This is a genomic window from Nocardioides aquiterrae, from assembly GCF_039526625.1.
GTDB classification, from domain to species: Bacteria; Actinomycetota; Actinomycetes; order Propionibacteriales; family Nocardioidaceae; genus Nocardioides; species Nocardioides aquiterrae.
Genome location: NZ_BAAAJE010000041.1, coordinates 1 through 20,696, shown reverse-complemented (window position 1 = coordinate 20,696; position 20,696 = coordinate 1). Strand labels below are relative to the sequence as shown.

At 72.0% G+C, this 20,696-nt stretch carries 21 protein-coding genes and 1 other RNA gene; 12 read left to right on the top strand and 10 right to left on the bottom strand.

The features are described from left to right. Window positions 1-211: 211 nt before the first annotated feature. Together ABD086_RS25195 and rnpB are read left to right on the top strand one after the other, a co-directional pair. A complete protein-coding gene (locus ABD086_RS25195) occupies window positions 212-574 on the top strand; it encodes a hypothetical protein (protein ID WP_343911432.1) in 363 nt (120 codons plus the stop codon). An 8-nt stretch (window positions 575-582) separates the two neighbouring features. Next, window positions 583-971: RNase P RNA component class A (gene rnpB / locus ABD086_RS25190), an RNA gene on the top strand. A gap of 278 nt (window positions 972-1,249) precedes the next feature. Here the strand turns inward: rnpB and ABD086_RS25185 are convergent. After that, entirely contained in the window at window positions 1,250-3,007 is a 1,758-nt protein-coding gene (locus ABD086_RS25185) for an AAA family ATPase (protein WP_343911430.1), read from the bottom strand. Between the two features lie 377 nt (window positions 3,008-3,384). Between ABD086_RS25185 and ABD086_RS25180 the strand changes: the two genes are divergently transcribed. Next, a complete protein-coding gene (locus tag ABD086_RS25180) occupies window positions 3,385-3,720 on the top strand; it encodes a hypothetical protein (RefSeq protein WP_343911428.1) in 336 nt (111 codons plus the stop codon). A gap of 21 nt (window positions 3,721-3,741) precedes the next feature. Beyond that, window positions 3,742-4,884, top strand: coding sequence for a zinc-binding dehydrogenase (locus tag ABD086_RS25175; RefSeq protein WP_343911426.1), 1,143 nt, complete (start codon window positions 3,742-3,744; stop codon window positions 4,882-4,884). Window position 4,885: 1 nt separating this feature from the next. Here ABD086_RS25175 and ABD086_RS25170 read toward each other — a convergent pair whose 3' ends face one another. Genes ABD086_RS25170 through ABD086_RS25160 form a run of 3 tightly spaced genes read right to left on the bottom strand, consistent with a single transcriptional unit; the run spans window position 4,886 to window position 7,637 of the window. Further along, window positions 4,886-5,686 (bottom strand): slipin family protein, encoded by an 801-nt coding sequence (locus ABD086_RS25170; protein WP_343911424.1) that lies wholly within the window; start codon window positions 5,684-5,686, stop codon window positions 4,886-4,888. A gap of 11 nt (window positions 5,687-5,697) precedes the next feature. Further along, the gene (locus tag ABD086_RS25165) at window positions 5,698-7,011 is read right to left on the bottom strand and encodes an erythromycin esterase family protein (protein ID WP_343911422.1); all 1,314 of its coding nucleotides are present in this window, start codon (window positions 7,009-7,011) and stop codon (window positions 5,698-5,700) included. Further along, on the bottom strand, window positions 7,008-7,637 hold the full coding sequence (locus tag ABD086_RS25160) for a phosphoribosyltransferase (protein ID WP_343911420.1): 630 nt from the start codon (window positions 7,635-7,637) through the stop codon (window positions 7,008-7,010). Before ABD086_RS25160 ends, ABD086_RS25165 begins: the two co-directional genes overlap by 4 nt. A gap of 113 nt (window positions 7,638-7,750) precedes the next feature. Between ABD086_RS25160 and ABD086_RS25155 the strand changes: the two genes are divergently transcribed. Then, window positions 7,751-7,900, top strand: coding sequence for a hypothetical protein (locus ABD086_RS25155; RefSeq protein ID WP_343911418.1), 150 nt, complete (start codon window positions 7,751-7,753; stop codon window positions 7,898-7,900). 9 nt (window positions 7,901-7,909) lie between these two features. On the opposite strand, the gene ABD086_RS25150 is transcribed toward ABD086_RS25155, so the two are convergent. Then, window positions 7,910-9,358: an RNB domain-containing ribonuclease gene (locus ABD086_RS25150; protein WP_343911416.1), complete on the bottom strand. Its 1,449-nt coding sequence runs from the start codon at window positions 9,356-9,358 to the stop codon at window positions 7,910-7,912. Window positions 9,359-9,377: 19 nt separating this feature from the next. On the opposite strand from ABD086_RS25150, the gene yaaA reads away from it, so the two are divergent. Beyond that, window positions 9,378-10,133 (top strand): peroxide stress protein YaaA, encoded by a 756-nt coding sequence (yaaA, locus tag ABD086_RS25145; protein WP_343911414.1) that lies wholly within the window; start codon window positions 9,378-9,380, stop codon window positions 10,131-10,133. On the opposite strand, the gene ABD086_RS25140 is transcribed toward yaaA, so the two are convergent. From ABD086_RS25140 to ABD086_RS25130, 3 genes are read right to left on the bottom strand one after another with little or no spacing between them, the layout of a single operon-like run. Beyond that, the gene (locus ABD086_RS25140; RefSeq protein WP_343911412.1) at window positions 10,134-11,264 is read right to left on the bottom strand and encodes a bifunctional RNase H/acid phosphatase; all 1,131 of its coding nucleotides are present in this window, start codon (window positions 11,262-11,264) and stop codon (window positions 10,134-10,136) included. Next, on the bottom strand, window positions 11,261-11,965 hold the full coding sequence (locus tag ABD086_RS25135) for a zinc ribbon domain-containing protein (RefSeq protein WP_343911410.1): 705 nt from the start codon (window positions 11,963-11,965) through the stop codon (window positions 11,261-11,263). Before ABD086_RS25135 ends, ABD086_RS25140 begins: the two co-directional genes overlap by 4 nt. A 59-nt stretch (window positions 11,966-12,024) precedes the next feature. After that, the gene (locus ABD086_RS25130; protein ID WP_343911408.1) at window positions 12,025-13,143 is read right to left on the bottom strand and encodes a Nif3-like dinuclear metal center hexameric protein; all 1,119 of its coding nucleotides are present in this window, start codon (window positions 13,141-13,143) and stop codon (window positions 12,025-12,027) included. A gap of 24 nt (window positions 13,144-13,167) precedes the next feature. Between ABD086_RS25130 and ABD086_RS25125 the strand changes: the two genes are divergently transcribed. Then, complete coding sequence (locus ABD086_RS25125) at window positions 13,168-13,479, top strand: antibiotic biosynthesis monooxygenase family protein (protein WP_343911406.1); 312 nt, start codon at window positions 13,168-13,170, stop codon at window positions 13,477-13,479. A gap of 88 nt (window positions 13,480-13,567) precedes the next feature. On the opposite strand, the gene ABD086_RS25120 is transcribed toward ABD086_RS25125, so the two are convergent. Next, a complete protein-coding gene (locus ABD086_RS25120) occupies window positions 13,568-15,127 on the bottom strand; it encodes a long-chain-fatty-acid--CoA ligase (protein WP_343911404.1) in 1,560 nt (519 codons plus the stop codon). A 53-nt stretch (window positions 15,128-15,180) separates the two neighbouring features. Between ABD086_RS25120 and ABD086_RS25115 the strand changes: the two genes are divergently transcribed. From ABD086_RS25115 to ABD086_RS25100, 4 genes are read left to right on the top strand one after another with little or no spacing between them, the layout of a single operon-like run. After that, window positions 15,181-16,245: a baeRF2 domain-containing protein gene (locus ABD086_RS25115; RefSeq protein WP_343911402.1), complete on the top strand. Its 1,065-nt coding sequence runs from the start codon at window positions 15,181-15,183 to the stop codon at window positions 16,243-16,245. 57 nt (window positions 16,246-16,302) lie between these two features. Beyond that, window positions 16,303-16,704, top strand: coding sequence for a hypothetical protein (locus tag ABD086_RS25110; protein ID WP_343911400.1), 402 nt, complete (start codon window positions 16,303-16,305; stop codon window positions 16,702-16,704). Next, window positions 16,694-18,076, top strand: a complete 1,383-nt coding sequence (locus ABD086_RS25105; protein WP_343911398.1) for a sensor histidine kinase — start codon at window positions 16,694-16,696, stop codon at window positions 18,074-18,076. The genes ABD086_RS25110 and ABD086_RS25105 overlap by 11 nt, the downstream gene beginning before the upstream one ends. After that, the gene (locus ABD086_RS25100) at window positions 18,061-18,726 is read left to right on the top strand and encodes a response regulator transcription factor (RefSeq protein ID WP_343911396.1); all 666 of its coding nucleotides are present in this window, start codon (window positions 18,061-18,063) and stop codon (window positions 18,724-18,726) included. The genes ABD086_RS25105 and ABD086_RS25100 overlap by 16 nt, the downstream gene beginning before the upstream one ends. 23 nt (window positions 18,727-18,749) lie before the next feature. Here ABD086_RS25100 and ABD086_RS25095 read toward each other — a convergent pair whose 3' ends face one another. Further along, window positions 18,750-19,343: a hypothetical protein gene (locus ABD086_RS25095; RefSeq protein WP_343911394.1), complete on the bottom strand. Its 594-nt coding sequence runs from the start codon at window positions 19,341-19,343 to the stop codon at window positions 18,750-18,752. Window positions 19,344-20,065: 722 nt separating this feature from the next. Between ABD086_RS25095 and ABD086_RS25090 the strand changes: the two genes are divergently transcribed. Beyond that, window positions 20,066-20,696 (top strand): DUF222 domain-containing protein (locus ABD086_RS25090; RefSeq protein WP_343911392.1); only part of this gene is annotated, 631 nt, incomplete at its 3' end.

The following is a 20,696-nucleotide window of genomic DNA, read 5'->3' as shown; positions in this document are numbered from 1 at the left end:
TTCGGCATGACATGCATCCTTCCAACTCAAAAGGATGCGGCATCAAACCTGGGGCGCTTCATACACCTGGACCGGACCCCACCAACGCCGATACCGCGTCGACCAGAACGGCACGACCCCGCTGCCCGACCCGATCGGGCACTAGGTCCCTACTGCGGATACGGGCGCGCCCGGACGCTGGAAGCAGAGGACCCGCAAGGGAGGCTCTGTCATGCAGTGGGACATGGGACTGGAAGGACTGGCCCTGCTCGCCGCGATCTCGCTCGGCTTCGCCGTGGGCGCCGGGCTGCTCGTCGGTGGCGGCCGGGTGCACCGGCTGTGGGCGGTGCTGACCGACACGGTCGTCTGCTTCGGCGTCGGGCTGCTCACCAGCGAGGGCATCTTCGGGTGGGCCACGGAGGAGGACCTCCAGCCGAACGTCGACGGGCTCTCCCGCGGCGAGGTGCTGCTGTCCAGCCTGCTCACCACCGTGGCGGTCGTGCTCGTGATGCGGTACGTCGCCCGCCGGGCGCACGGTCCGCGCGTCCACGGCGGCCGGCACCTGATCGGCCGGCACCGCGGGCAGTACTCTTGAGCCGCGGATGGGCTGGCCGGGCGACCGCGTCGCTCCCCTCGGGGAGCGCCGAGGAAGGTCCGGGCTCCACAGGGCAAGGTGGTGGGTAACACCCACCCGGGGCAACCCGCGGGACAGTGCCACAGAGAACAAACCGCCCCTCCCGCCTCGGCGAGAGGGGTAAGGGTGAAACGGCGGTGTAAGAGACCACCAGCGCCCGGGGCGACCCGGGCGGCTCGGCAAACCCCACCTGGAGCAAGGTCAAGAAGTCCGGTGCTCGCACCGGACGCGCGCACGTTCGAGGGCGGCCCGCCCGAGTGCGCGGGTAGACCGCTGGAGGCGGCCGGCAACGGTCGTCGTAGATGGATGGTCGCCACGCTTCGGCGTACAGAACCCGGCCTATAGGCCAGCCCATCCGCACTAGGCCCTCTGACCAGGTCCGTTGTGTTTAGGAGAGCACAGTAGTCCGTCGAGAGTCCGTCAGCGGTCCGAGCACGCTTTCGATGGCATCCCGGGTCCGGTCGTCACTGTCCGGCCTGAGGTGGCTGTAGGTGTCCAGCGTCTCTGCGGCGGAGGCGTGCCCGAGACGTGCCTGGACGGAGCCCGCCGACAGGCCGAGCGCTTTTCGACCAACCACATCTGCGGAGACAGAACCTGGCCGAGGTCTTCTTTCCCCACCCGCCGCGAGGCGCGCTCTCACTGCGCGGCGTCCACCATCCGTTGTACTTGAGCGATTGCCTGACTGTCCTCATGTGCTCCCGCAGCGAGAGCCGCGCCAACCCATGCCGGACCCTTTGTAACTCCAAGCGCTGGAGCCAAGCGTTCCAACTCGCCTTCCCTCACGCAACAGATACCGAGGGCGTCGAGTTGAGCGACGAGTTGCTCGGCTGCCGCCGCGCTCTGGCCCGCGAAGGTTGCCATCCCGAATCGCTTCAATTTCTTGAACTCGGTCTGGCTCGTTCTGAGGGCTGGCCGAAGAGCTACCTTCTTTTCCTCGGTCCATGCTTCGTCATGCTGTCCCGACAACGCGACCTCAACGGCCTTCAGCACTTCGCCGCAGGTTGCCTCCACCTTCTTGCTCTTCAGCGGCTCGACGGCTACGTCGTAGTTCCGCTCCAGCTCAGACCAGTCCCCTCCGAACACTTCTACGAGGCGCCTGATCTTCGTCTTGTCGTCCAGGATGTCGAGATCGGGACATGCCACGACGCGCACACTCACTGCACGCAGCGATCGAGCGATCTTCGCCATCCCGTCCTTTCCACCAGCAGGCACGAACAGGATCTCGCTGGGTGGGATCGGAAGGGTCTGCTTGGCGTTGAGCGAATCGAGAGCCGCCGCGTAGAAGCGACAGTCGGGATCAGCTTCGGCAATCACGACGACGCGATGAAACAACCCGTCCAACACGTTCGAGTAGCGCATCACCGGATCCGTCCACAGACCGGCAACCTCGTCCTCTGCCAGAGAATGCGCCGTCGTGGCATCGCCGCTTCGATCGAGCCGAATCACCGACACTGGGGCGTCTGCCGCGAGCAATCCCGCCAATAGATTGCGGTCGTGCGTCGCTAGAACGACTTGGATCTGCCGCTCGCGGGCCAACGTCGCGAGCGTCTTGCCAAGTTGATGCGCCTGTGGCGGATGGAGGAACGCTTCCGGTTCATCGATCACGACGATGGGATATGTCGCGGCTATGACAGGCAACAACAAGCCGATAAGGCTCTTCATCCCGTCGCCTTGGTCAGCGAGGAGAGGCAGCGCAGCTAGGGCGTCTCGATATTGCTTCGTAATCGCATCGATCGGTGGGGCTGGCTTGTCCGGCACACCGACCCTAAGGAAGGTGTTCCCGGAGAGACGATCGAGAGTCAGGGACTGCCTGAAGACTTCCTTGCTCACTTCGTCCACGCGCTTGAGGAGTTCTGCATCGTCTTGAAGCACGTGGATGGGGTGGATGGGCGGCGAGCCGATGTTGTCCCGCTGCGGTGCCGGCGCAACCATGCCCCCACGAGCCATCGGGGTGGAGTAGTGCACCATGAAGCCGCTAAGAGGTCCCATTCGATCGCCTTGCCCCCAGTAGTGCGGCAGGCTGTTCGGAGGTAGCGGTTGGTTACTGGCCAGCCGCACGAATCCCTCTTGCGGGCCGACCACGAGGTGCGCGTTCTCGTACAGCCAAGCGCGGAGATCCTCGACTGAACCGTCTGTCTGAAGCGACAGACCGCGCAGCAGCCGTATCCCGGCGCTCGAAGGCAACCCGGGATGACGAGCGAGCTCATTGACCAACTCACGCAACATCGTGGATTTGCCCACGTTGTTGCCTCCAACGACTGCGGTGACGCCTCCTCGAGGCGGTGACACCGACGTGCCACAGACATCGATCGACGCGAGATAGACCCCGAACTCAGGAGTGGTCGCGGTTGGAGTGGGTGGTTCTTCTGGGGTTGGCATGGGAGAGGTCGTCACGCGAACATCATCGGGCCGTCAGGCCATCGTGTACGGCGATCCGCAGCACGCGCCGGACGAATCGAAGGTCACGCGCTGTCCGTCAGGAGTCCGAAACAGAACTACAAGCAATAAACGTCAGAGCCGACCAAACGAGTTTCCGCAGGTCCGAGGCCTAGCGCTGTCACGTTCTCTACCGTCCTGCCCCGGGGGTCAACTCCCGGCCTACCCAGCCCGTCCGCGTCCCCCGGCTGAGAGAGGTCCTGCGCTCCGGTGCCGGGCTGTTGCATCACACCCGCCCCAGCTGCAACAAGCCAGATCGGCCCGTCCGGCCCTGCCTACCTTCGTGCCAGCTCCGGGACCGGGGCGCCACGAACTCGATCTCGGGAGACATCACCATGCGCAGAACCCGGCCGACCCTGGCCGCCCTCGCCCTCGTCGCGACCGGCGCGCTCACCACGATCGGCGCCACCACGAGCACCGCCAGCGCGGCGACCGCGTGCGTGACCAAGGCCGAGTACAAGAAGGCCAAGAAGGGCATGGCCAAGACCAAGATCGACCACATCTTCGGCACCAAGGACCACCGCGAGGCGGGCGCGACCTCGGGCGGCTACCGCAGCGAGGTCTGGTCCTACCGCCCGTGCTCGGAGTACAGCGCCGTGTCGCTCGCCTTCAGCGGCCGTTCCAGCGGCCCCCTGACGATGGACGCCAAGTCCGCGGTGTGGTCCTACTGATCCATCCCCTACGGTGACGGCATGAGGGCCGTCACCGTCCACGAGGGAGCACTCGAGGTCGCGGAGCTGCCGCTGCCGCAGCCCGGGCGCGGCCAGGTCCGGCTGCGGGTCACCCGGGCGGGGATCTGCGGCTCCGACCTGCACGCCCGCCACCACGCCGACGCGACCGCGGACGTGGCGGCCGAGGTCGGCTACCCCGACTTCATGCGCCGCGAGCACACCGTGGTGCTCGGCCACGAGTTCACCGGGACGGTCGACGCCTACGGCCCCGGCTGCCACGAGCGGTGGGAGATCGGCCAGCCGCTGGTGGCCCTGCCGCTGCTGAAGGACGGCGACGCGATCCAGATGACCGGGCTGTCGCCGCACGCGCCGGGGGCGTACGCGGAGTACGTGCTGGTCGCGGAGGACGCCGCGATGCCGGTGCCGGAGGGGTTGGACCCGGACCTGGCGGCGCTGACCGAGCCGCTGGCCGTGGCCCGGCACGCGGTGAACCGCGGCGACGTGAGCAAGCGCGACGTGGCCGTGGTGGTGGGGTGTGGCCCGATCGGGCTGGCGGTGCTCCTGATGCTCAAGGCCGCCGGGGTACGCCGCGTGATCGCGAGCGACTACTCGTCCGGCCGCCGCGAGCTGGCCACGGCCTGCGGGGCCGACACGGTCGTCGACCCGGGTCAGCTGTGGGACCTGGTGGCGGAGGAGAAGGGCGCCGTCACGTCGGCGACCACGCTGTTCGGTGAGGGCCTGGACGCGATGCACCAGCTGCGCCGGGTCCCCCGGCTCCCCTGGTGGTCGGTGATCCGGGCCGCCCAGCGGCTCGGGCTGACGCCGCGCGGCCCGGTCGTCTTCGAGTGCGTGGGCGTACCGGGCGTCATCGACGACATCGTCACCCACGCCCCGTTCCTCTCCCGGGTCGTGGTGGTGGGCGTGTGCATGGAGCCCGACACGTTCCGGCCGACGATGGCGGTCAACAAGGAGCTCGACCTGCGCTTCTCCTTCTGCTACGACCCGGTCGAGTTCCGCGAGACGCTGCACCTGGTCGCGGACGGCACCGTCGACCCACGCCCGCTCGTCACGGACGTCGTGGGGCTCGACGGGGTCGCCGGCGCGTTCGAGACCCTCGGTGCCGCCGACCGGCACGCGAAGATCCTCATCGACCCCTGGGCCTAGGTCACCAGGCGCGCGACCCGTCGTAGTCGGCCGCCTTGGCCTCGCGCTGCAGGAACGCGCCGAGGTCGCCGATCGTGCTCATCAGCGGCGCCGGGAAGACCACGGTGGTGTTCTTGTCGACGCCGATCTCCACCAGGCTCTGCAGGTTGCGCAGCTGCAGCGCCAGCGGGTGCGCCATCATCGTGTCCGACGCCTGGCCCAGGGCGGCGGCGGCCGCCGCCTCGCCCTCCGCGGCGATGATCTTGGCCCGCTTCTCCCGCTCCGCCTCGGCCTGGCGAGCCATCGCCCGCTTCATGGTCTCGGGGAGGGTGATGTCCTTGAGCTCCACCAGCGTCACCAGCACGCCCCACTCGGTCGTGGTCCGGTCGAGGATCTCCCGGATGTTGGCGTTGATGGCGTCGGTCTCGGACAGCGTCTGGTCGAGCGTGTGCTGGCCGACCACGTTGCGCAGCGTGGTCTGCGCGATCTGGTTGATCGCGGTCGCGACGTTCTCGATCGCGATCACGGACTTCACCGCGTCGTTGACGTGGAAGTAGGCGACGCCGGCGACGTCGATGCTGACGTTGTCGCGGGTGATGATGCCCTGCGACTGGATCGGCATCGTGACGGTCCGCAGCGACACCTTCTTGAGGACGTCGACGACCGGGATGATCAGGCGCAGGCCCGGCTCTCGCACACCGTGCAGCTTGCCGAGGCGGAACTGCACGCCCTTCTCGTACTGCTGGACGACGCGCACCGCCAGCGCCAGCAGGATCAGCACCAGGACGACGACCGCGATCAGCACGGTCCCCCAGGTCTCCATCGTGACTCCTCTCAGAAGCCGGACGGCTCGGTTTCGAGCTCGGGTCCGGAGGGCGGCGGCTCGTGGTGGAGCGGCCGCACCGGACCGGTCTCCTCGAACCACAGCTGGGCGTCGTAGCGGGCGCCCATGACGGTCGGGACGTAGTTGCCCGACTCACGGGCGGGGTCGTAGACCACGCCCACAGCGCGGTGGCCGGCACGGACGCCGAGCCAGGGACCCGACCGGTCCGGCCCGAACACCAGCGCCGACGGGCGCCGCAGCACCCGGTGCAGCAGGTCCTCGTGGCTGCCCGCGCGGGCGACGGGGAGCGCGAACGACCGCTCCGGCGCACCCCACGCGGAGGCCGCGAGCACGTGCCCGCGGTGGGCCGCCATGCCCACGAGGCCGACCGCGTCGTCGCCGTACCGCTCGCGGAGGAGCTGGCCGACGTTGACCATGCCGGCCCGCGCCATGTCTGTGGCGCGGGCGTCGCCCACGTGCGTGTTGTGCGCCCACAGGATGCCGCGGGAGCCGGGCCCGTGGCGCGCCGCGAGCCGGTCGGCGGTGTCGGTCATGTGCCGGTCGCGGATGTTCCAGGACGCCCCGTCGGCGCGCACCATCGTGCGGTAGTACCGCTCCGCCTGCGCCGCGACCAGGGCGTTCTGCAGCGCGTCGAACGCCGACTCCTCACGCAGCCCGTGGGTCCGGGCCCGGACGGTCGCGAGCAGCCGGACGACGTCGTCCTCGCAGGACGCGGGCACCAGCCGGGTCCCCCACGCGTAGCGGTGCGGGTCCTCGTGGAACGGCAGGAAGCACTGCCAGGCCCGCTCCGCGTCGGCGAGCGCGTCCGGGGCATGGGTCCGCAGCCAGCCGCGGATCCGGCGCAGCGAGTCCCACAGCGAGTACACGTCGAGGCCGTAGAACCCGACCCGCCGCTCGGGGGCCCGCTCCAGGTTCCAGCCCCGCAGCCAGTCGAGGAACGACGCGACCTCGTGGTTGGCCCACATCCACTCCGGCCAGCGGTCGAACTCCGCGAGCACGCCGGCCGCGGCCCGGTCCTGGTCGTCCTGCCCGGTGACCCAGCGGTGGATCCGCCAGCAGTCGGGCCAGTCCCCCTCGACCCCGATCCACGCGTAGCCCTGCTCCTCGACGAGGCGGCGGGTCAGCTCGGCCCGCCACCCGTAGAACTCGTGAGTGCCGTGCGAGGCCTCGCCCAGGCAGGCGAAGCGGGCCGTCGCGAGCCGGTCGACCACCGGGTCCAGGTCGTCCGTCGTCGCCAGCGGGCGGGCCAGCGCCGTGACCTCGTCCTCCGCGGCGGCGGTGAGCCGGGCGACGCCGACGGTCATGTCCGGGCCGCCGTGAGCAGCTCGACCACCTCGTGCTCCGTGGTCGGGGTGAAGTCGTCGTAGCTGGCCCCGACGGCCTGGAAGTCCCAGGGCGTCTCGACGCAGACCAGCTCGTCGGCGTCCAGACCCGCGGCGGTCAGGCCCGGCGGCGCGACCGGCGTCGCCACCACCACCCGGGCCGCACCCAGGGCGCGCGCGACGCCGCACGCGGCGGCCGCGGTCGATCCGGTCGCGATCCCGTCGTCGACGACGATCGCCACCCGCCCGACCAGGTCCAGCGGCGGCCGGCCGCCCCGCAGCTCGGCCACCCGGGCGGCCACCACGGCCCGCTCCCGCTCCTCGACCCGGCCCAGCTCCTCCGGCCCCACCCGCGCCCGGCGGACCAGGTCCCAGTCCACCACCTCGACGCCGCCCTCGCCGAGGGCGCCCATCGCGAGCTCGGGGTGGGCGGGCACACCCAGCTTGCGCACCACGATCACGTCGAGCGGCAGCTCGAGCGCCCGGGCCACCTCGGCGGCGACGGGTACGCCGCCGCGCGGAAGGCCGAGCACGACCGCCTTCGCCCCGCGGTACTCCCGCAGGTGCGCAGCCAGCCGGCGTCCGGCATCCGCCCGGTCCCCGAACATGTCTTCACCGTGCGCCGCCACCCACGCTCCCACCAGGGGACACCGGCCGCGGGCCGGCGGGACCTTGTGCCCGGCGGTCGCGTTGCCGGCGCCGAAGCGGGTACTGGCGGCGCATGACCGAGAACCAGGAACGCCCGACGACCAACAAGCCGCTGTACGGCCCGGAGCGCCCGAAGTGGTGGCCGCTGCTGGCGGTGGTGGGCCTGGTCGTCGTGCTGGTGGCGATCTTCCTCCTGGTCACCTGGGTGCAGCAGAACCACTGACCCGGCGGTTCACGCGAGCTCGAACTCGACCTTCCGGGTCTCCACGTCGGCGACGGTGAGCCGCACCGTGACGTCCGTGCCGAGCGGGAGCGGCGACGACGAGACGACCCGGGCCTCGACGGCGGGCTCCTGGATCACGACCACGCCGCGCTGCGGGTCCTTCTCGTCCACGTCGACGACGACGCCGGCGAACTCCTGGCCGACCCGGTGCCGCAGCACGCCGGCCTCCACGAGGTCGAGGACGGCGCCCTCGTAGGTGTTCGCCCGGGAGGCGGATGCCTGGAGGGTCTTGGGCAGCCCGGGCAGCGCGGCCCGGACCCAGTCCGGCACCTCGGTGCCGGCGCAGAGGGCGAGGCACACCTCGCCGGCGTACCGGTCCCCGAGGCGCCGCAGCGGCGCGGTGACGTGGGCGTACTCGGACGCGAGCGCCGCGTGCTGCGGGTCGGCCGGGGTCTCGCCGTCGAACGCGACGTAGCCGCTGCCGCGGAGCAGCCGGGTGCACGCGTTGACCATGGCCGCGTGGGACGCCTGGGAGGGATCGAGCGAGCGGACGAAGTCGGGGTACAGCTGCTCGGCGGGCCAGTCGATGCCGAGCGCCCGCGCCGTGCGGTGCAACCGCTGGACGTCGCGCGGGTCCGGCGCCGGCAGCGTGCGCAGCAGCCCGACCCGCGCGTAGAGCATCAGGTCGGCGGCCGCGAAGCCGGTGAGCAGCGACAGCTGCGCGTTCCACCGCTCGACGGGGAGCTGCTCGCGGAACTCCAGCCGCCACTCGTCGCCGACGATGTCGATCTCCTGCTCGGGCAGCGGCAGCGAGACGCCGCCGCGCACCGCCTCCCGGCGGATGCGCGCCTCCCCCACCTCCCGGAGCAGCGCGAGGCTCTCGGACGCCGAGCCGTCGTCGATCGCGCGCTGCGCCTCGACGTAGGTGAGCTGCCGGCGGGAGCGCACCAGCGCCCGCTCGACGTGGACGTCGGTGCGACCGCCGTCCGCGCGGAGCCGGACCGTCCAGAGCAGCGCGGGCCGCACCTGGTCGGGCAGCAGCGAGGCGGCGTCCTCGCTGAGCACCGTCGGATGCAGCGGCACCTTCGAGTCGGCGCCGTACAGGGTCTCACCGCGCCGGTTCGCCTCCACGTCGACCGGGTCCCCCGGCGCCACGAACGCGGCGACGTCGGCGATCGCGTAGTGCACGACGTACCCGTCGCCGTCCCGCTCGAGGTGCAGGGCCTGGTCGAGGTCGCGGGAGCCCTCGGGATCGATGGTGACCAGCTCCAGGTCGGTGCGGTCCAGCTCCGGCAGCCGCGGGTCGCGCGCGGCCGCGGCGGCGGCCTCCTCCACCTCGGGAGGGAACGACGGCGCGACGTCGAGCTCGGCCTGGATCCTGGTGATGCCGGCGCGCAGCGCCCCGGCGGCCACCCCGTCTCGGACCGATCGGACCCGGACGACGCGGCTGCTCGGCATACCGGCACCATAGTTCACCGTGCTGATCCTGCTGCCGCCCAGCGAGGGCAAGACGGCCGCGCGTCGCGGCAAGCCGCTCGATCTCGCGGCCCTGGACTTCCCGGCCCTCTCCGCGCCGCGCGAGCGGGTGCTCGCCGCGCTCGTCGCGCTGTGCCAGGGCGATCCGGACGTCGCCGCTCGGACCCTCGGGATCGGTACGACGCAGCTCGACCTGGTCGAGCTGAACGCCCGGCTGCGCACCGCTCCGACCCACCGCGCCGACCAGGTCTACACCGGCGTGCTCTACGACGCGCTCGGCGTCGCGACGCTGACCCCGGCTGCGAAGCGGCGCGCCACGGCGCGCCTGGCGATCACCTCCAGCCTGTTCGGCCTGGTGCGGCCGAGCGACCGGATCCCGGCGTACCGCCTCTCCGGCGACACGACCCTGCCCGGCCTCGGGCCGGTCGCGGCGACCTGGCGGGAGCACCTCGGCCCGGTGGTCACCGACGCCGTCGGCGGCAGCCTGCTGGTCGACCTGCGCAGCGGCACCTACGTGTCGTTCTGGCGGCCGGCCGGCGTGCGGACCGCGACCGTGCGGGTCCTGCACGAGCACCAGGGGAAGCGGAAGGTCGTGAGCCACTTCAACAAGGCGACCAAGGGCCGGATCGTCCGGGCGCTGCTCGAGGCGGGCGCGGACCCGAGGACGCCGGCGAAGCTCGCCGAGGCGCTGCGCGACCTCGGCTGGCAGGTCGAGGAGGACGGCGGCCACCTCGACGTGGTGGTCAGCGAGCTGTAGTCACCACCGTGCGGCGCCGGCCGAGAACACGTCGTTGCCGGGGGGCAGCGCGTTGTACATCCGCAGCGACGGGCTCTGGTCGTACCACGACACCACGGTGATCGACGCCGGCGAGAGCTCCATCCGGAACACCGACTCCAGGGGCGCGTCGAGCGCGTGCGCCACGACCGTCTTGATCGGGGTCACGTGGGTGACGAGCACGACGGTCTTGCCGGCGTGCTCCTCGAGCACCCGCGCCAGCGCGTCGAGCACCCGCTTCTCGACGGCACGGAAGGACTCGCCGCCGCCCGCGGCGACCTCGAGGGAGCCCAGCCACGCCTTCAGGTCCTCGGGGTGCCGCTCGCCGACCTCGGCGAAGGTCAGCCCGTCCCACGCGCCGAACTCCATCTCGGCGAAGCCCGGCTCGACCTGGATCTCGCGGCCGAGCACGGCGCCGAGGATCTCCGCGGACTCCAGGGTCCGCCGCACCGGGGAGGACACGACGGCGTCGATCCGCTCGGCGATCGGGCCCAGCCAGTCGCCGATCGCCCGGATCTGGTCGCGACCCTCGTCGCTCAGCCCCGGGTTCGCGCTGGCCAGGCCGCCGGAGAAGCGCTTCTCGACCGTGTGCGGGGTGACGCCGTGGCGCACCAGCACCACGGTCGTCGGCGTACCCGGCGGCGCCCAGCCCTGCGGGGCCGGCTTCTCGGTCGGGGCGGTCTCGGCCACCGTCACCCCGCGGCGCAGGCCGTCCAGCGCCTCGTTCACCAGCCGGTCCGCGGCCCGGTTCTGCTCGCGCGGGATCCACGTGTACGTCGTGCCGAACGGCGCCAGCTGCGCCGCCTCGGCCGCGAGCGGACGCATGTCCGGGTGCTTGATCTTCCAGCGCCCCGACATCTGCTCGACCACCAGCTTGGAGTCCATCCGGACCTCGACGTCGGCGTCCGGCGCGTGCTCCCGCGCCAGGCGGAGCCCGGCGATCAGCCCGGAGTACTCCGCGACGTTGTTGGTCGCGACGCCGATCGTGGTGCCCTCCTCGGCGATCACCGCGCCGGTCGCCGCGTCGCGCAGCACCGCGCCGTACGCCGCCGGCCCCGGGTTGCCGCGCGACCCGCCGTCCGCCTCGACGACGACCGAGCGGGGACCGGTCACAGCCCGGACTCGGGGGTGCGCACCAGGATCCGCTGGCACTCCTCGCAGCGGACCACCTCGTCCTCGGGCAGCCCCCGGATGCGGCCGATCTCGGAGGCGTCCAGGCCAAGCCGGCAGCCGCCGCACTGGCGGGCCCGCAGCTCGGCCGCGCCGACGCCGCCCTTCTGCTCACGCAGCCGCTCGTAGAGCGCCAGCAGGTCGGCGGGCAGCCCCTCGACGGCCGGGCCGCGGTCCGCGGCCACCTGCGCGAGCCGCTCCTCGATGCCGGCCAGCTTCTCGTCGCGGGTCGCCGCCAGGGCGGCCGTCTGCTCGTCGACCTCGGCGACCATGGCCTCCAGCTTCGCCAGCTCCGCCTGGGCCTCCTCGAGCTTCTCCATCACCTCGAGCTCGTCGTCCTCGAGGCTCGCGATCCGGCGCTCGAGCGACTCCAGCTCGTGCTGCATCCGCTCCAGGTCCTTGGGGTTGGTGATCAGCCCCTGGTCCATCCGGTCGCGGTCGCGGACCCGCCGGGCGCGCACGGCCTCGACGTCCGCGTCCACCTTCTGCTGCTCGGTGGTCAGGTCGTCGACGACGATCCGCACGTCGCGGGCCATGTTCTCGACGTCGGTGCGCTTGCCCTGCAGGGTCGCGATCTCGGCGATCTCCGGCAGGTGGGCCCGCTGGTGCCGCAGCTGGTCGGCGCGGGAGTCCAGCTCCTGCACGTCCAGGAGCTTCCGTTGGGCGGCGGGGTCGGCTTTCAGCGGGTTCTCCTTGGGGTCGATCAGACGCGGAACGTCCAGGGGTCGGTGCGGAGCGTGCTCACGCGGGTCTCCACCGTATCGCCCAGCGCCGCACGCAGCCGCGCCTCCACCACCGGCAGCCAGGTCCACTCCGCCGCCCAGTGCGCGACGTCGACCAGCGCCGGCCCGTCCGACTCGGCGAACTCGCTCGCCGGGTGGTGCCGCAGGTCGCTGGTCAGGTACACGTCGACGTCCGACCGCGCCATGGTGTCGAGCAGGAAGTCGCCCGCTCCCCCGCACACGGCGACCCGGCGCACCACCCGCGAGGGGTTGCCGGCCACCCGGACCCCCTGGGCGGTCTCCGGCAGCCGCTCGGCGACCCGGGCGGCGAACTCGCGCAGGGTCAGCTCCGGCAGGGTGCCGATCCGGCCGGTGCCGGTGGTGGTCACCGCGGGATCGGCCAGCTCGACCACGTCGTACGCCGGCTCCTCGTAGGGGTGGGCGGCGAGCATCGCGCGGACCACGTGGCCGCGCAGGCCGCGGGGCAGCACGACCTCGACGCGCTCCTCGTCGACGGTCTCGAGGTCTCCGATGGCGCCGATCGTGGGGTTCGCGTCGGCCAGCGGACGGAACCGGCCCTGCCCGGGCGCCGAGAACGACGCGTGGTCGTAGTCGCCGATCTCCCCGGCGCCGGCCCGGGCGAGGGTCTCCCGCATCAGGTCGGCCGAGCCGGTGGGCACGAACACGACGAGCTTGTCCCGCGGCTCCGCGGGCGCGGGGACGATCGGCTCGAGGCCGGTGAGCCCGAGCGCCAGGGCCAGCGCCTCGGAGACACCGGAGACGGCCTGGTCGGCGTTGGTGTGCGCGGTCAGCAGGGCGCAGTCCGCGCCGGCGAGGGTCGCCAGCGTCCGACCCTTCGGCGTGGTCGCGGCGAAGCCGTGCACCGGCTTGAGGAACAGCGGGTGGTGGACGACCAGCAGGTCCGCGCCCCAGTCGACCGCCTCGCGCGCCACCGGCAGCACCGGGTCGACGGCGAACATCACCTTGTCGACGCGGGTCCCCGGGTGCCCGAGCACCAGGCCGACCGCGTCCCAGGAGTCCGCGGTCGCGGGCGGGTACCACCCGTGCAGCAGGTCGACGACGTCCTTCAGCGCGGGCATGGGCGTCAGGCTACTGTCGCTCACATGAGCGTCGTGAAGATCAACGCCATCTCGGTCCCGCCGCAGGCCCACGAGGAGCTGGAGAAGCGCTTCGCGAACCGGGCGCACACCGTCGACGGCACCCCGGGCTTCCTCGGCTTCCAGCTGCTCCGCCCGGTCAAGGGCGAGGACCGCTACTTCGTCGTCACCCACTGGGAGGACGAGGAGTCCTTCGCCGCCTGGCGCGACGGCGATGCGGTCGCCGCGCACGCCGGCGAGCGCGCGAACCCGGTCTCGACCGGCGCGGACCTGCTGGAGTTCGAGGTGGTCATCGACTCCCGTCGGGATCAGGCGTAGGGCGGCCGCCGCCGGCGGGTGGCGAGTCGTGTGCCTGAGAACGCGCTATAGCGCGGTCTCAGGCACACGACCCGTGCGACGGTCCCGGTCAGTGGACCTGGCGGTCGTAGCCCTCCCAGTACTCCGCGCGCAGCTTGAACTTCTGCAGCTTGCCGGTGGCGGTCCGGGCCAGCTCCTGGCGGAACTCGACGGTGGTCGGCGCCTTGTAGCCGGCCGCGCGCTCCTTGCACCAGGCGATCAGCTCGGCCTCGGTGGCCTCCGTCCCCTCGGCCAGCACGACGAGCGCCTTGATGGTCTCGCCCCACTTCTCGCTGGGCACGCCGATCACCGCGACCTCCGCGACGGCCGGGTGTGAGAACAGCACGTCCTCGACCTCGATCGAGGAGACGTTCTCGCCGCCGGTGATGATCACGTCCTTCTTGCGGTCCGAGATCGTCAGGTACCCGTCCTCACCGATCACGCCGCCGTCGCCGGTGTGGAACCAGCCACCGGCCAGCGCCTTCGCGCTCTCCTCGGGCTGCTCCCAGTAGCCCTCGAGCACGACGTTCGAGCGGGCCAGCACCTCCCCGGCTGCCCCAGAATCCGGCCCAGCCTCCTCCTCGGAGATCGCCAGCCGGACGCCGAGCGCGGGCGCGCCGGCCCGGGTCAGCTTCGTCGCCTTCTCGAGCGGGTCGAGGTCGTCCCACTCCTGGCGGGTCCGGTTGATCGTGAGCAGCGGCGAGGTTTCGGTGAGGCCGTAGATCTGGATGAACTCCCAGCCCAGCTCCTCCTGCACCCGCGCGACGGTCTTCGTCGGCGGCGGGGCGCCGGCCATGATGATCCGCACCCGGTCCCGTCCGGGGATCGGCCCCTCCCAGGTCTGCGCGGCGTCCAGCACCGCGGCGGCGACCGCGGGCGCCGCGCAGAGCACCGTGACGCCGTGCTGGTCGATGCGGCGCAGGATCTCGGCGCCGTCGACCTTGCGCAGCACGATCTGCTTCATGCCGAGCCCGGTCGCGAGGAACGGCCAGCCCCAGCCGTTGGCGTGGAACATCGGCAGCGTGTGCAGGTAGACGTCGCGGTCGGTCGCGCCGGCGTGCATCGCGAACGTCACCGCGTTCACCCAGATGTTGCGGTGCGTGATCTGCACGCCCTTGGGGCGCGCGGTCGTGCCGGAGGTGTAGTTGATGCACGCGGTGGCGTTCTCGTCCGGCTCCCACGGCCGCGGCTCGACATCCTCGGACACGTCGAGGGAGGCCTCCTCACCGAGGACGAACTTGAACTCGGCCTCCACGTCCTTGAGGCTCTCCGCCAGCTCGGGGTCCACTAGCAGGACCCGCGCGCCGGAGTGCTCGACGATGTACTTCACCTCGTCAGGCCGGAGCCGGAAGTTCACCGGCACCAGCACGCGCCCCCAGCCGCTGACGCCGAAGAAGGCGGTCAGCAGGCGGGCACTGTTGTGGCTGACGATCGCGACGCGGTCGCCGACGTCGAGGCCGAGCTTGTCGAGCATCGCGGCCTGGCGCCGCGCCCGCGTCGCCATCTGCTGGTAGGTGAGCTCGCCCAGCGAGGGCGCGGGCTGGTCCGGCTCGTCGACGACGCCGACCCGGTCGCCGTACACCTGCACCGCGCGGTCGAGGAAGTCCGAGACACTGAAGGGGACGATCATGCAGGCCACTCTAGAACCGTTTCCGCGCGACACGTTCGGGTAACCGAGCCGGCATGGACACCTCGACGCTCACCGATCTGTACCAGTCGACCGGTCCGTTCGCGACGGCGCTGGTCGACGTCGCCCACGACACCGAGAACGGCGCGCACGAGCACGAGCTGCGGGTGCGCGCTGCCTGCGACTCCCTGCGCGAGCAGGGCGCGGACGACTCCGTCGTCACCGCGGTCGCCGAGCGGCTCGGCGAGGTCGTGCACGAGCCGGCACCCGTGGCGCGCGTGGTCGTCGCGACCGGCGACGGCGTCCTCTACGACCAGACCGCGTCGTTCCGGGTCGACGACACCGTCGCCACCTGGGCGCCACTGCCCGACCTGGCCCGCTGGATCGAGCACCGCGACGCGGTGGTGACGTTCGTGCTCGCGACCGTCGACCACGTGGGCGGCGATGTCGGGCTCTACCGGTCGGACCTGCCCTCGCCGGAGCAGCTGGAGTCGATCGAGGGCAGCACCGAGAACATCCACCAGGTCGGCGCGACCGACTGGGGCAACCTGAACTACCAGCACCGCACCGAGAACGTCTGGGCGAAGAACGCCGCCGAGGTCGCGGACCGGATCTCGTCCTACGTCCGGGCCGGCACCCGGCTGGTGCTCCTCGCCGGCGACCCGCGGTCGAAGTCGCTCGTGCGCGAACGGCTCAACGAGGCGCAGGCCGCGATCGTCGAGCTGGAGCACGGGACCCGCAACGAGGACGGCGGCGATGGGGCGCTCCAGCAGGCGGTGCGCGAGGCTCTGCTCGAGCAGGTGGTGCGGCAGCGGCTGGAGCGGGTGCACGAGCTGCGGGAGCGCCTCGGCCGCGGTGACGGCGCGGTCAGTGGCGTCGACGACGTCGCCGACGCCTTCGTCCAGGGCCAGGTCGACACGCTGCTGCTCGACCCGGGCCGCGCCGCGGACGCCGACCTCGACGTGTCCGCCCACCCGGGGCTCACCCTGCCCGAGGAGCGGCTGCGCGCCGACCAGGCGCTCGTCGCGGCCGCCGTGCTGACCAGCGCGGAGGTCAGCGTCGTCCCCGCGGCCGCGCTCGACGGCGCGCCGGTGGCGGCGGTGCTGCGCTGGGAGGCATGAGAACCCTCTCATCGAGCTCTCACCGAGGCCCCACCATCGGGCAGGATCGTGGTCACCATGAGCGCCGTCTGGAAGGTCCTGCTGGGCCTCGCCCTCGTCCTCCCGATGGGGGCGTACGTCGTGGGCTCGCTGGCGGCGTCGGCCACCGACGACCCGGCGCCGCGGCACTCCATCACCATCCGTGAGCCGTCCCCGAGCCCGACGCCGACGCACTCGGCCTCGCCGACGCCCTCGCCGGACGAACCCGAGCAGGTCGAGGTGGTCACGCCGGGGTACGACGACCTCGGCGACGACCACGGCGGGGACGACCACAGCGGCCCGGGTGGCGGCGACGACCACGACGGGGACGACCACAGCGGCGACGACCACAGCGGCCCGGGTGGCGGGGACGACCACGACGGTGGCGACGACGGTGGCCACGACCACTCCGGATCCGGGCACGGTGGTGGTGAGGACTAGCCCGTCCGTCCGGGTCCGGATCACCACGACCGTCGCGCTGCTGGTGCTCGCGGGCCTCGTGGTCGCGGGCGTGGTGGTCTACACGATCGAGTCGCACCGGCTCGACCAGCAGGTGCAGGCGCAGGCGGACCAGGAGTTCGCCGAGCTCGCCAAGCTGCAGGAGGGCCGCACGTTCACCGACCCCGAGGCGATGGTGCGCGCCTACCTGGAGCACAAGGTGCCGGAGGACGACGAGCTGCTGATCGGCTGGTGGAACGACGGCGCGCGCATCCAGTCCCCCCAGTGGGACGCGATCAGCAACAGCGCCTGGCTGGCCGACGCCGTCCGGCCGCTGCTCGCGACCAACGGCACCACCCGCGTCCACTCGGACTTCGGCGAGCTGCAGATCGGCGTGCAGAGCGTCCGGAAGGGCGACCGGGTGGGCGCGCTGGTCGTGGTGACCTTCCTCGACACGGCGCGCGCCGGGCTGCAGGAGACGATGCGCACCTACGCGATCGTCGCCGCGCTCGCGCTGCTGCTGGTCACCGCGATGGCCGCCTGGGTGTCCGGCCGGCTGCTGTCGCCGCTACGGACCCTGCGCGAGACCGCGGACGACATCTCCGAGACCGACCTGTCCCGGAGGCTGCCGGTGGCGGGCAACGACGACATCACGGCGCTGACCCGGACCTTCAACGGGATGCTCGACCGGCTGGAGGCGGCGTTCGTGGGCCAGCGGGAGTTCCTCGACGACGCCGGCCACGAGCTCAAGACGCCGCTGACCGTCCTGCGCGGGCACCTGGAGCTCCTCGACGCGGACGACCCCGCCGAGGTCGCCGAGACGCGGGACCTGCTGCTCGACGAGACCGACCGGATGTCGCGGTTGGTCGGCGACCTGATGCTGCTGGCCACGAGCGATCGGCCCGACTTCCTCCAGCCTCGCGAGGTCGACCTGGACGGGCTGACCTGCGACCTGGCGACCAAGGCTCGCGGCCTGGGCGACCGGGCCTGGTCGGTCGACGCCACGGCGTCGGCGCGGATCGTGGCCGACGAGCAGCGGCTCACCCAGGCGGCGCTCCAGCTCGCCCACAACGCCGTCAAGCACACCCGCGACGGCGACGAGATCGCGATCGGGTCGTCGTATGACGGACGCACGGCCCGCCTGTGGGTCCGCGACACCGGTCCCGGCGTGCCGCCGCAGGACAGGGAGCGGATCTTTGAACGATTCGGCCGCAGCGTCGTACCTCCTGGTGACGAGGGCTTCGGACTCGGCCTCTCGATCGTCGGCGCCATCGCTCGTGCCCACGGCGGCAGCGTCGGCGTCGAGGACGTCGAGCCGCAGGGAGCCCGCTTCGTGATCACGCTGCCCCAGGAGGACGAGTGGCCCGGATCCTGATCGTGGAGGACGAGGAGCGGATCGCGTCCTTCGTCGCCAAGGGGCTGCGCTCCGCGGGGCACCTGACGCGCACCGTGGCCGACGGCGCCGAGGGCCTCGACCACGCGCTGAGCGGCGACCACGACCTGATGGTGCTCGACATCGGACTGCCGACGATGGACGGGTTCACGGTGCTCGAGCAGCTGCGCGCGCAGGGGTCGCGGATGCCGGTGATCGTGCTGACCGCGCGCGACTCGGTGGGCGACACGGTGTCCGCGCTGGAGGGCGGGGCGGACGACTACATGCCCAAGCCGTTCCGGTTCGCCGAGCTGCTCGCCCGGGTGCGGCTCCGGCTGCGTCACGATCAGGTCACGACCGCCCGCGAGGACGTCATCGAGGCCGGCGGCGTCCGGCTCGAGGTCCGCACCCGCCGCGCGCAGGTCGGGGAGCGGCAGGTGGAGCTCTCGGCGCGGGAGTTCGCGCTCGCCGAGATCTTCATGGTCAACGCCGGCCAGGTGCTCTCCCGCGAGCAGCTCCTCGACCAGGTGTGGGGCATGGACTTCGACCCGGGTTCGAACGTCGTCGACGTGTACGTGGGGTACCTGCGCAAGAAGTTCGGCGCCGAGACGATCGCCACCGTGCGCGGAATGGGCTACCGGTTCAACCGGTAGCCCATTGCCGGGGAGGCTCCGGGTCAGTCGTCGTCGCCGTCGTCGCCGCCGTGACCGTGGCCGCTGTGGTCGCCGTCGTCGTCGCCCTGGTCGTCGCCGGATCCGGGGCCGCTGTGGTCGCCGTGGTCGTCCCCGGCGTCGTCACCCTGGTCGTCGCCGGAGCCCGGGCCGCTGTGGTCGCCGTGGTCGTCCCCGGCGTCGTCGCCCTGGTCGTCGCCACCGTGGTCGTCACCGGCGTCGTGACCGATCGGGTCGTCGCTGCCGTGGTCGTCACCGGCGTCCTCGGTGGGGTCCTCGGTCGGGTCCTCGGTGGGGTCCTCGGTCGGGTCCGCGGTCGGGTCGTCGGTGGGGTCCTCGGTCGGGACCGTTGCCGGGTCGTCGGCGCGCTGTCCCCGGTGGTGTCCGTGATGACCGCCGTGGTGCCGGCCGTGGTCGTCGGTCGCGTCGTGGCCCGCCGGGTCGTCCGCGCCGTGGCGGAGCCCGCCGTGGTCGTCGGCGACGTCGTGGGTGGCCGGGTCGTCGTTCCCGTGCTCGGCGATCGCCGGGGCACCGAAGCCGACCAGCGCGGCGGCGGCCAGTCCGGCCACGCCGACGGTGACCTTCTTGCGCTTCGTCATCGTGATGTCCTCTCCGTTCGGTTGCGGTGAGGACGACGCTGCCGGTCCGCGGTGAAGTGGGCGTGAGCCGGTGGTGAGAGACCTCTCATCTGTGTCGGTTCGGCTCTCCGACGAGCGTCCGTGGCCGAGCTCGTCGGGACTCGCAGACCGTGCCGGTGACCTTGGGTTGCGACCGACATCGCAGCGATGGAGACAGTGGGCGGGTGGTTGCGGCCGGCGCCCGGCTCGCCGTTGGTCGAGCTGGTCGAGACCCCGTACGGCGAACGCGGAGCGGTCGACCGTCGGCACCTCACGGTCCGCTCGTGGTTGCGGCCGATAGGCAGCGAACGGGGCGGTGGGCGGGTGGTCGCGGTCGGCGCCCGGCTCACCGGTGGTCGAGCTTGTCGAGACCCGGTACGGCGAACGCGGCGCCCACACCTGTCAGCACCCCGCGGCGGGCTCGGGGTTGCGACCGACAGGCAGCGAACGGGGACGGTGTGCGGGTGGTTGCGGCCGGCTTCCCGGCTCACGGCTCGGCGCGAGTGTGGTCGATCCGACGCATCAGGTGGATCGGATCCACCACACTTCCGCTCTGGGTCCGGTGGTTGAGGTGCGAGCGGAGCGAGCCTCGAAACCACCTGTGGAAACAGCACCGAGATCGTGACCTCATCGTGACCAGAACCCCTGTGGAATAAGGGGATTCTCGCCGGCCCACTGTCGGTGGTCGGTGCTTGAGTAGACCCATGACAGCGATCGCGACACCCCACCACCGGGTCAGTGTCGCGACCGCGCACCTGCACGCCGAGCTCGACGCGGTCGCGGACGCATCCGTGTGGTCGATGGACCCCGCCGAGACCGCGCAGACCCTGATCGCACTGCAGCGCGCCGAGGCCAAGGTGACCGAGCTGAAGGCGCGGGTCGCGGCCCACGCCGACGAGCTGCACGTCGGCCAGGACAAGGGCGCCTCGTCGGCGGCGGCGTGGCTGGCCCACGAGACCAAGGCCACCCGCGCGGCCGCGCACGGCACCGTGCGGCTGGGTCGGGACCTGGAGGCCCACGCCGCGACCAGGGACGCCCTGGCCGTTGGCAAGATCCACACCGAGCAGGCGCGGGTGATCATCCGGTGGGTCGACGACCTGCCCGACACGGTCCCGGCCGAGAAGGTCACCGAGGCGGAGGCGTTCCTGATCGAGCAGGCCAAGCACCACGACGCGACGGCGTTGAACCGGCTCGGGCGCCGGTTGTTCGAGGTGATCGCCCCCGAGGAGGCCGACGCCCGCGAAGCCGCCCTCCTCGCCAGAGAGGAAGAAGCTGCCGCGAAGGCGTGCTCGCTCAGGATGCGCGACGACGGCCGCGGCAAGACCCACGGCGAGT

What these genes read in the sequence shown, in the direction of transcription:
- ABD086_RS25095 (WP_343911394.1), bottom strand. Translation starts at nt 19,343, where the DNA reads ATGACGAAGCGCAAGAAGGTCACCGTCGGCGTGGCCGGACTGGCCGCC.
- ABD086_RS25160 (WP_343911420.1), bottom strand. Translation starts at nt 7,637, where the DNA reads ATGTTCGGGGACCGGGCGGATGCCGGACGCCGGCTGGCTGCGCACCTG.
- ABD086_RS25110 (WP_343911400.1), top strand. Translation starts at nt 16,303, where the DNA reads ATGAGCGCCGTCTGGAAGGTCCTGCTGGGCCTCGCCCTCGTCCTCCCG.
- ABD086_RS25130 (WP_343911408.1), bottom strand. Translation starts at nt 13,143, where the DNA reads ATGCCCGCGCTGAAGGACGTCGTCGACCTGCTGCACGGGTGGTACCCG.
- ABD086_RS25175 (WP_343911426.1), top strand. Translation starts at nt 3,742, where the DNA reads ATGAGGGCCGTCACCGTCCACGAGGGAGCACTCGAGGTCGCGGAGCTG.
- ABD086_RS25150 (WP_343911416.1), bottom strand. Translation starts at nt 9,358, where the DNA reads ATGCCGAGCAGCCGCGTCGTCCGGGTCCGATCGGTCCGAGACGGGGTG.
- ABD086_RS25180 (WP_343911428.1), top strand. Translation starts at nt 3,385, where the DNA reads ATGCGCAGAACCCGGCCGACCCTGGCCGCCCTCGCCCTCGTCGCGACC.
- ABD086_RS25115 (WP_343911402.1), top strand. Translation starts at nt 15,181, where the DNA reads ATGGACACCTCGACGCTCACCGATCTGTACCAGTCGACCGGTCCGTTC.
- ABD086_RS25125 (WP_343911406.1), top strand. Translation starts at nt 13,168, where the DNA reads ATGAGCGTCGTGAAGATCAACGCCATCTCGGTCCCGCCGCAGGCCCAC.
- ABD086_RS25170 (WP_343911424.1), bottom strand. Translation starts at nt 5,686, where the DNA reads ATGGAGACCTGGGGGACCGTGCTGATCGCGGTCGTCGTCCTGGTGCTG.
- ABD086_RS25120 (WP_343911404.1), bottom strand. Translation starts at nt 15,127, where the DNA reads ATGATCGTCCCCTTCAGTGTCTCGGACTTCCTCGACCGCGCGGTGCAG.
- ABD086_RS25165 (WP_343911422.1), bottom strand. Translation starts at nt 7,011, where the DNA reads ATGACCGTCGGCGTCGCCCGGCTCACCGCCGCCGCGGAGGACGAGGTC.
- ABD086_RS25195 (WP_343911432.1), top strand. Translation starts at nt 212, where the DNA reads ATGCAGTGGGACATGGGACTGGAAGGACTGGCCCTGCTCGCCGCGATC.
- ABD086_RS25155 (WP_343911418.1), top strand. Translation starts at nt 7,751, where the DNA reads ATGACCGAGAACCAGGAACGCCCGACGACCAACAAGCCGCTGTACGGC.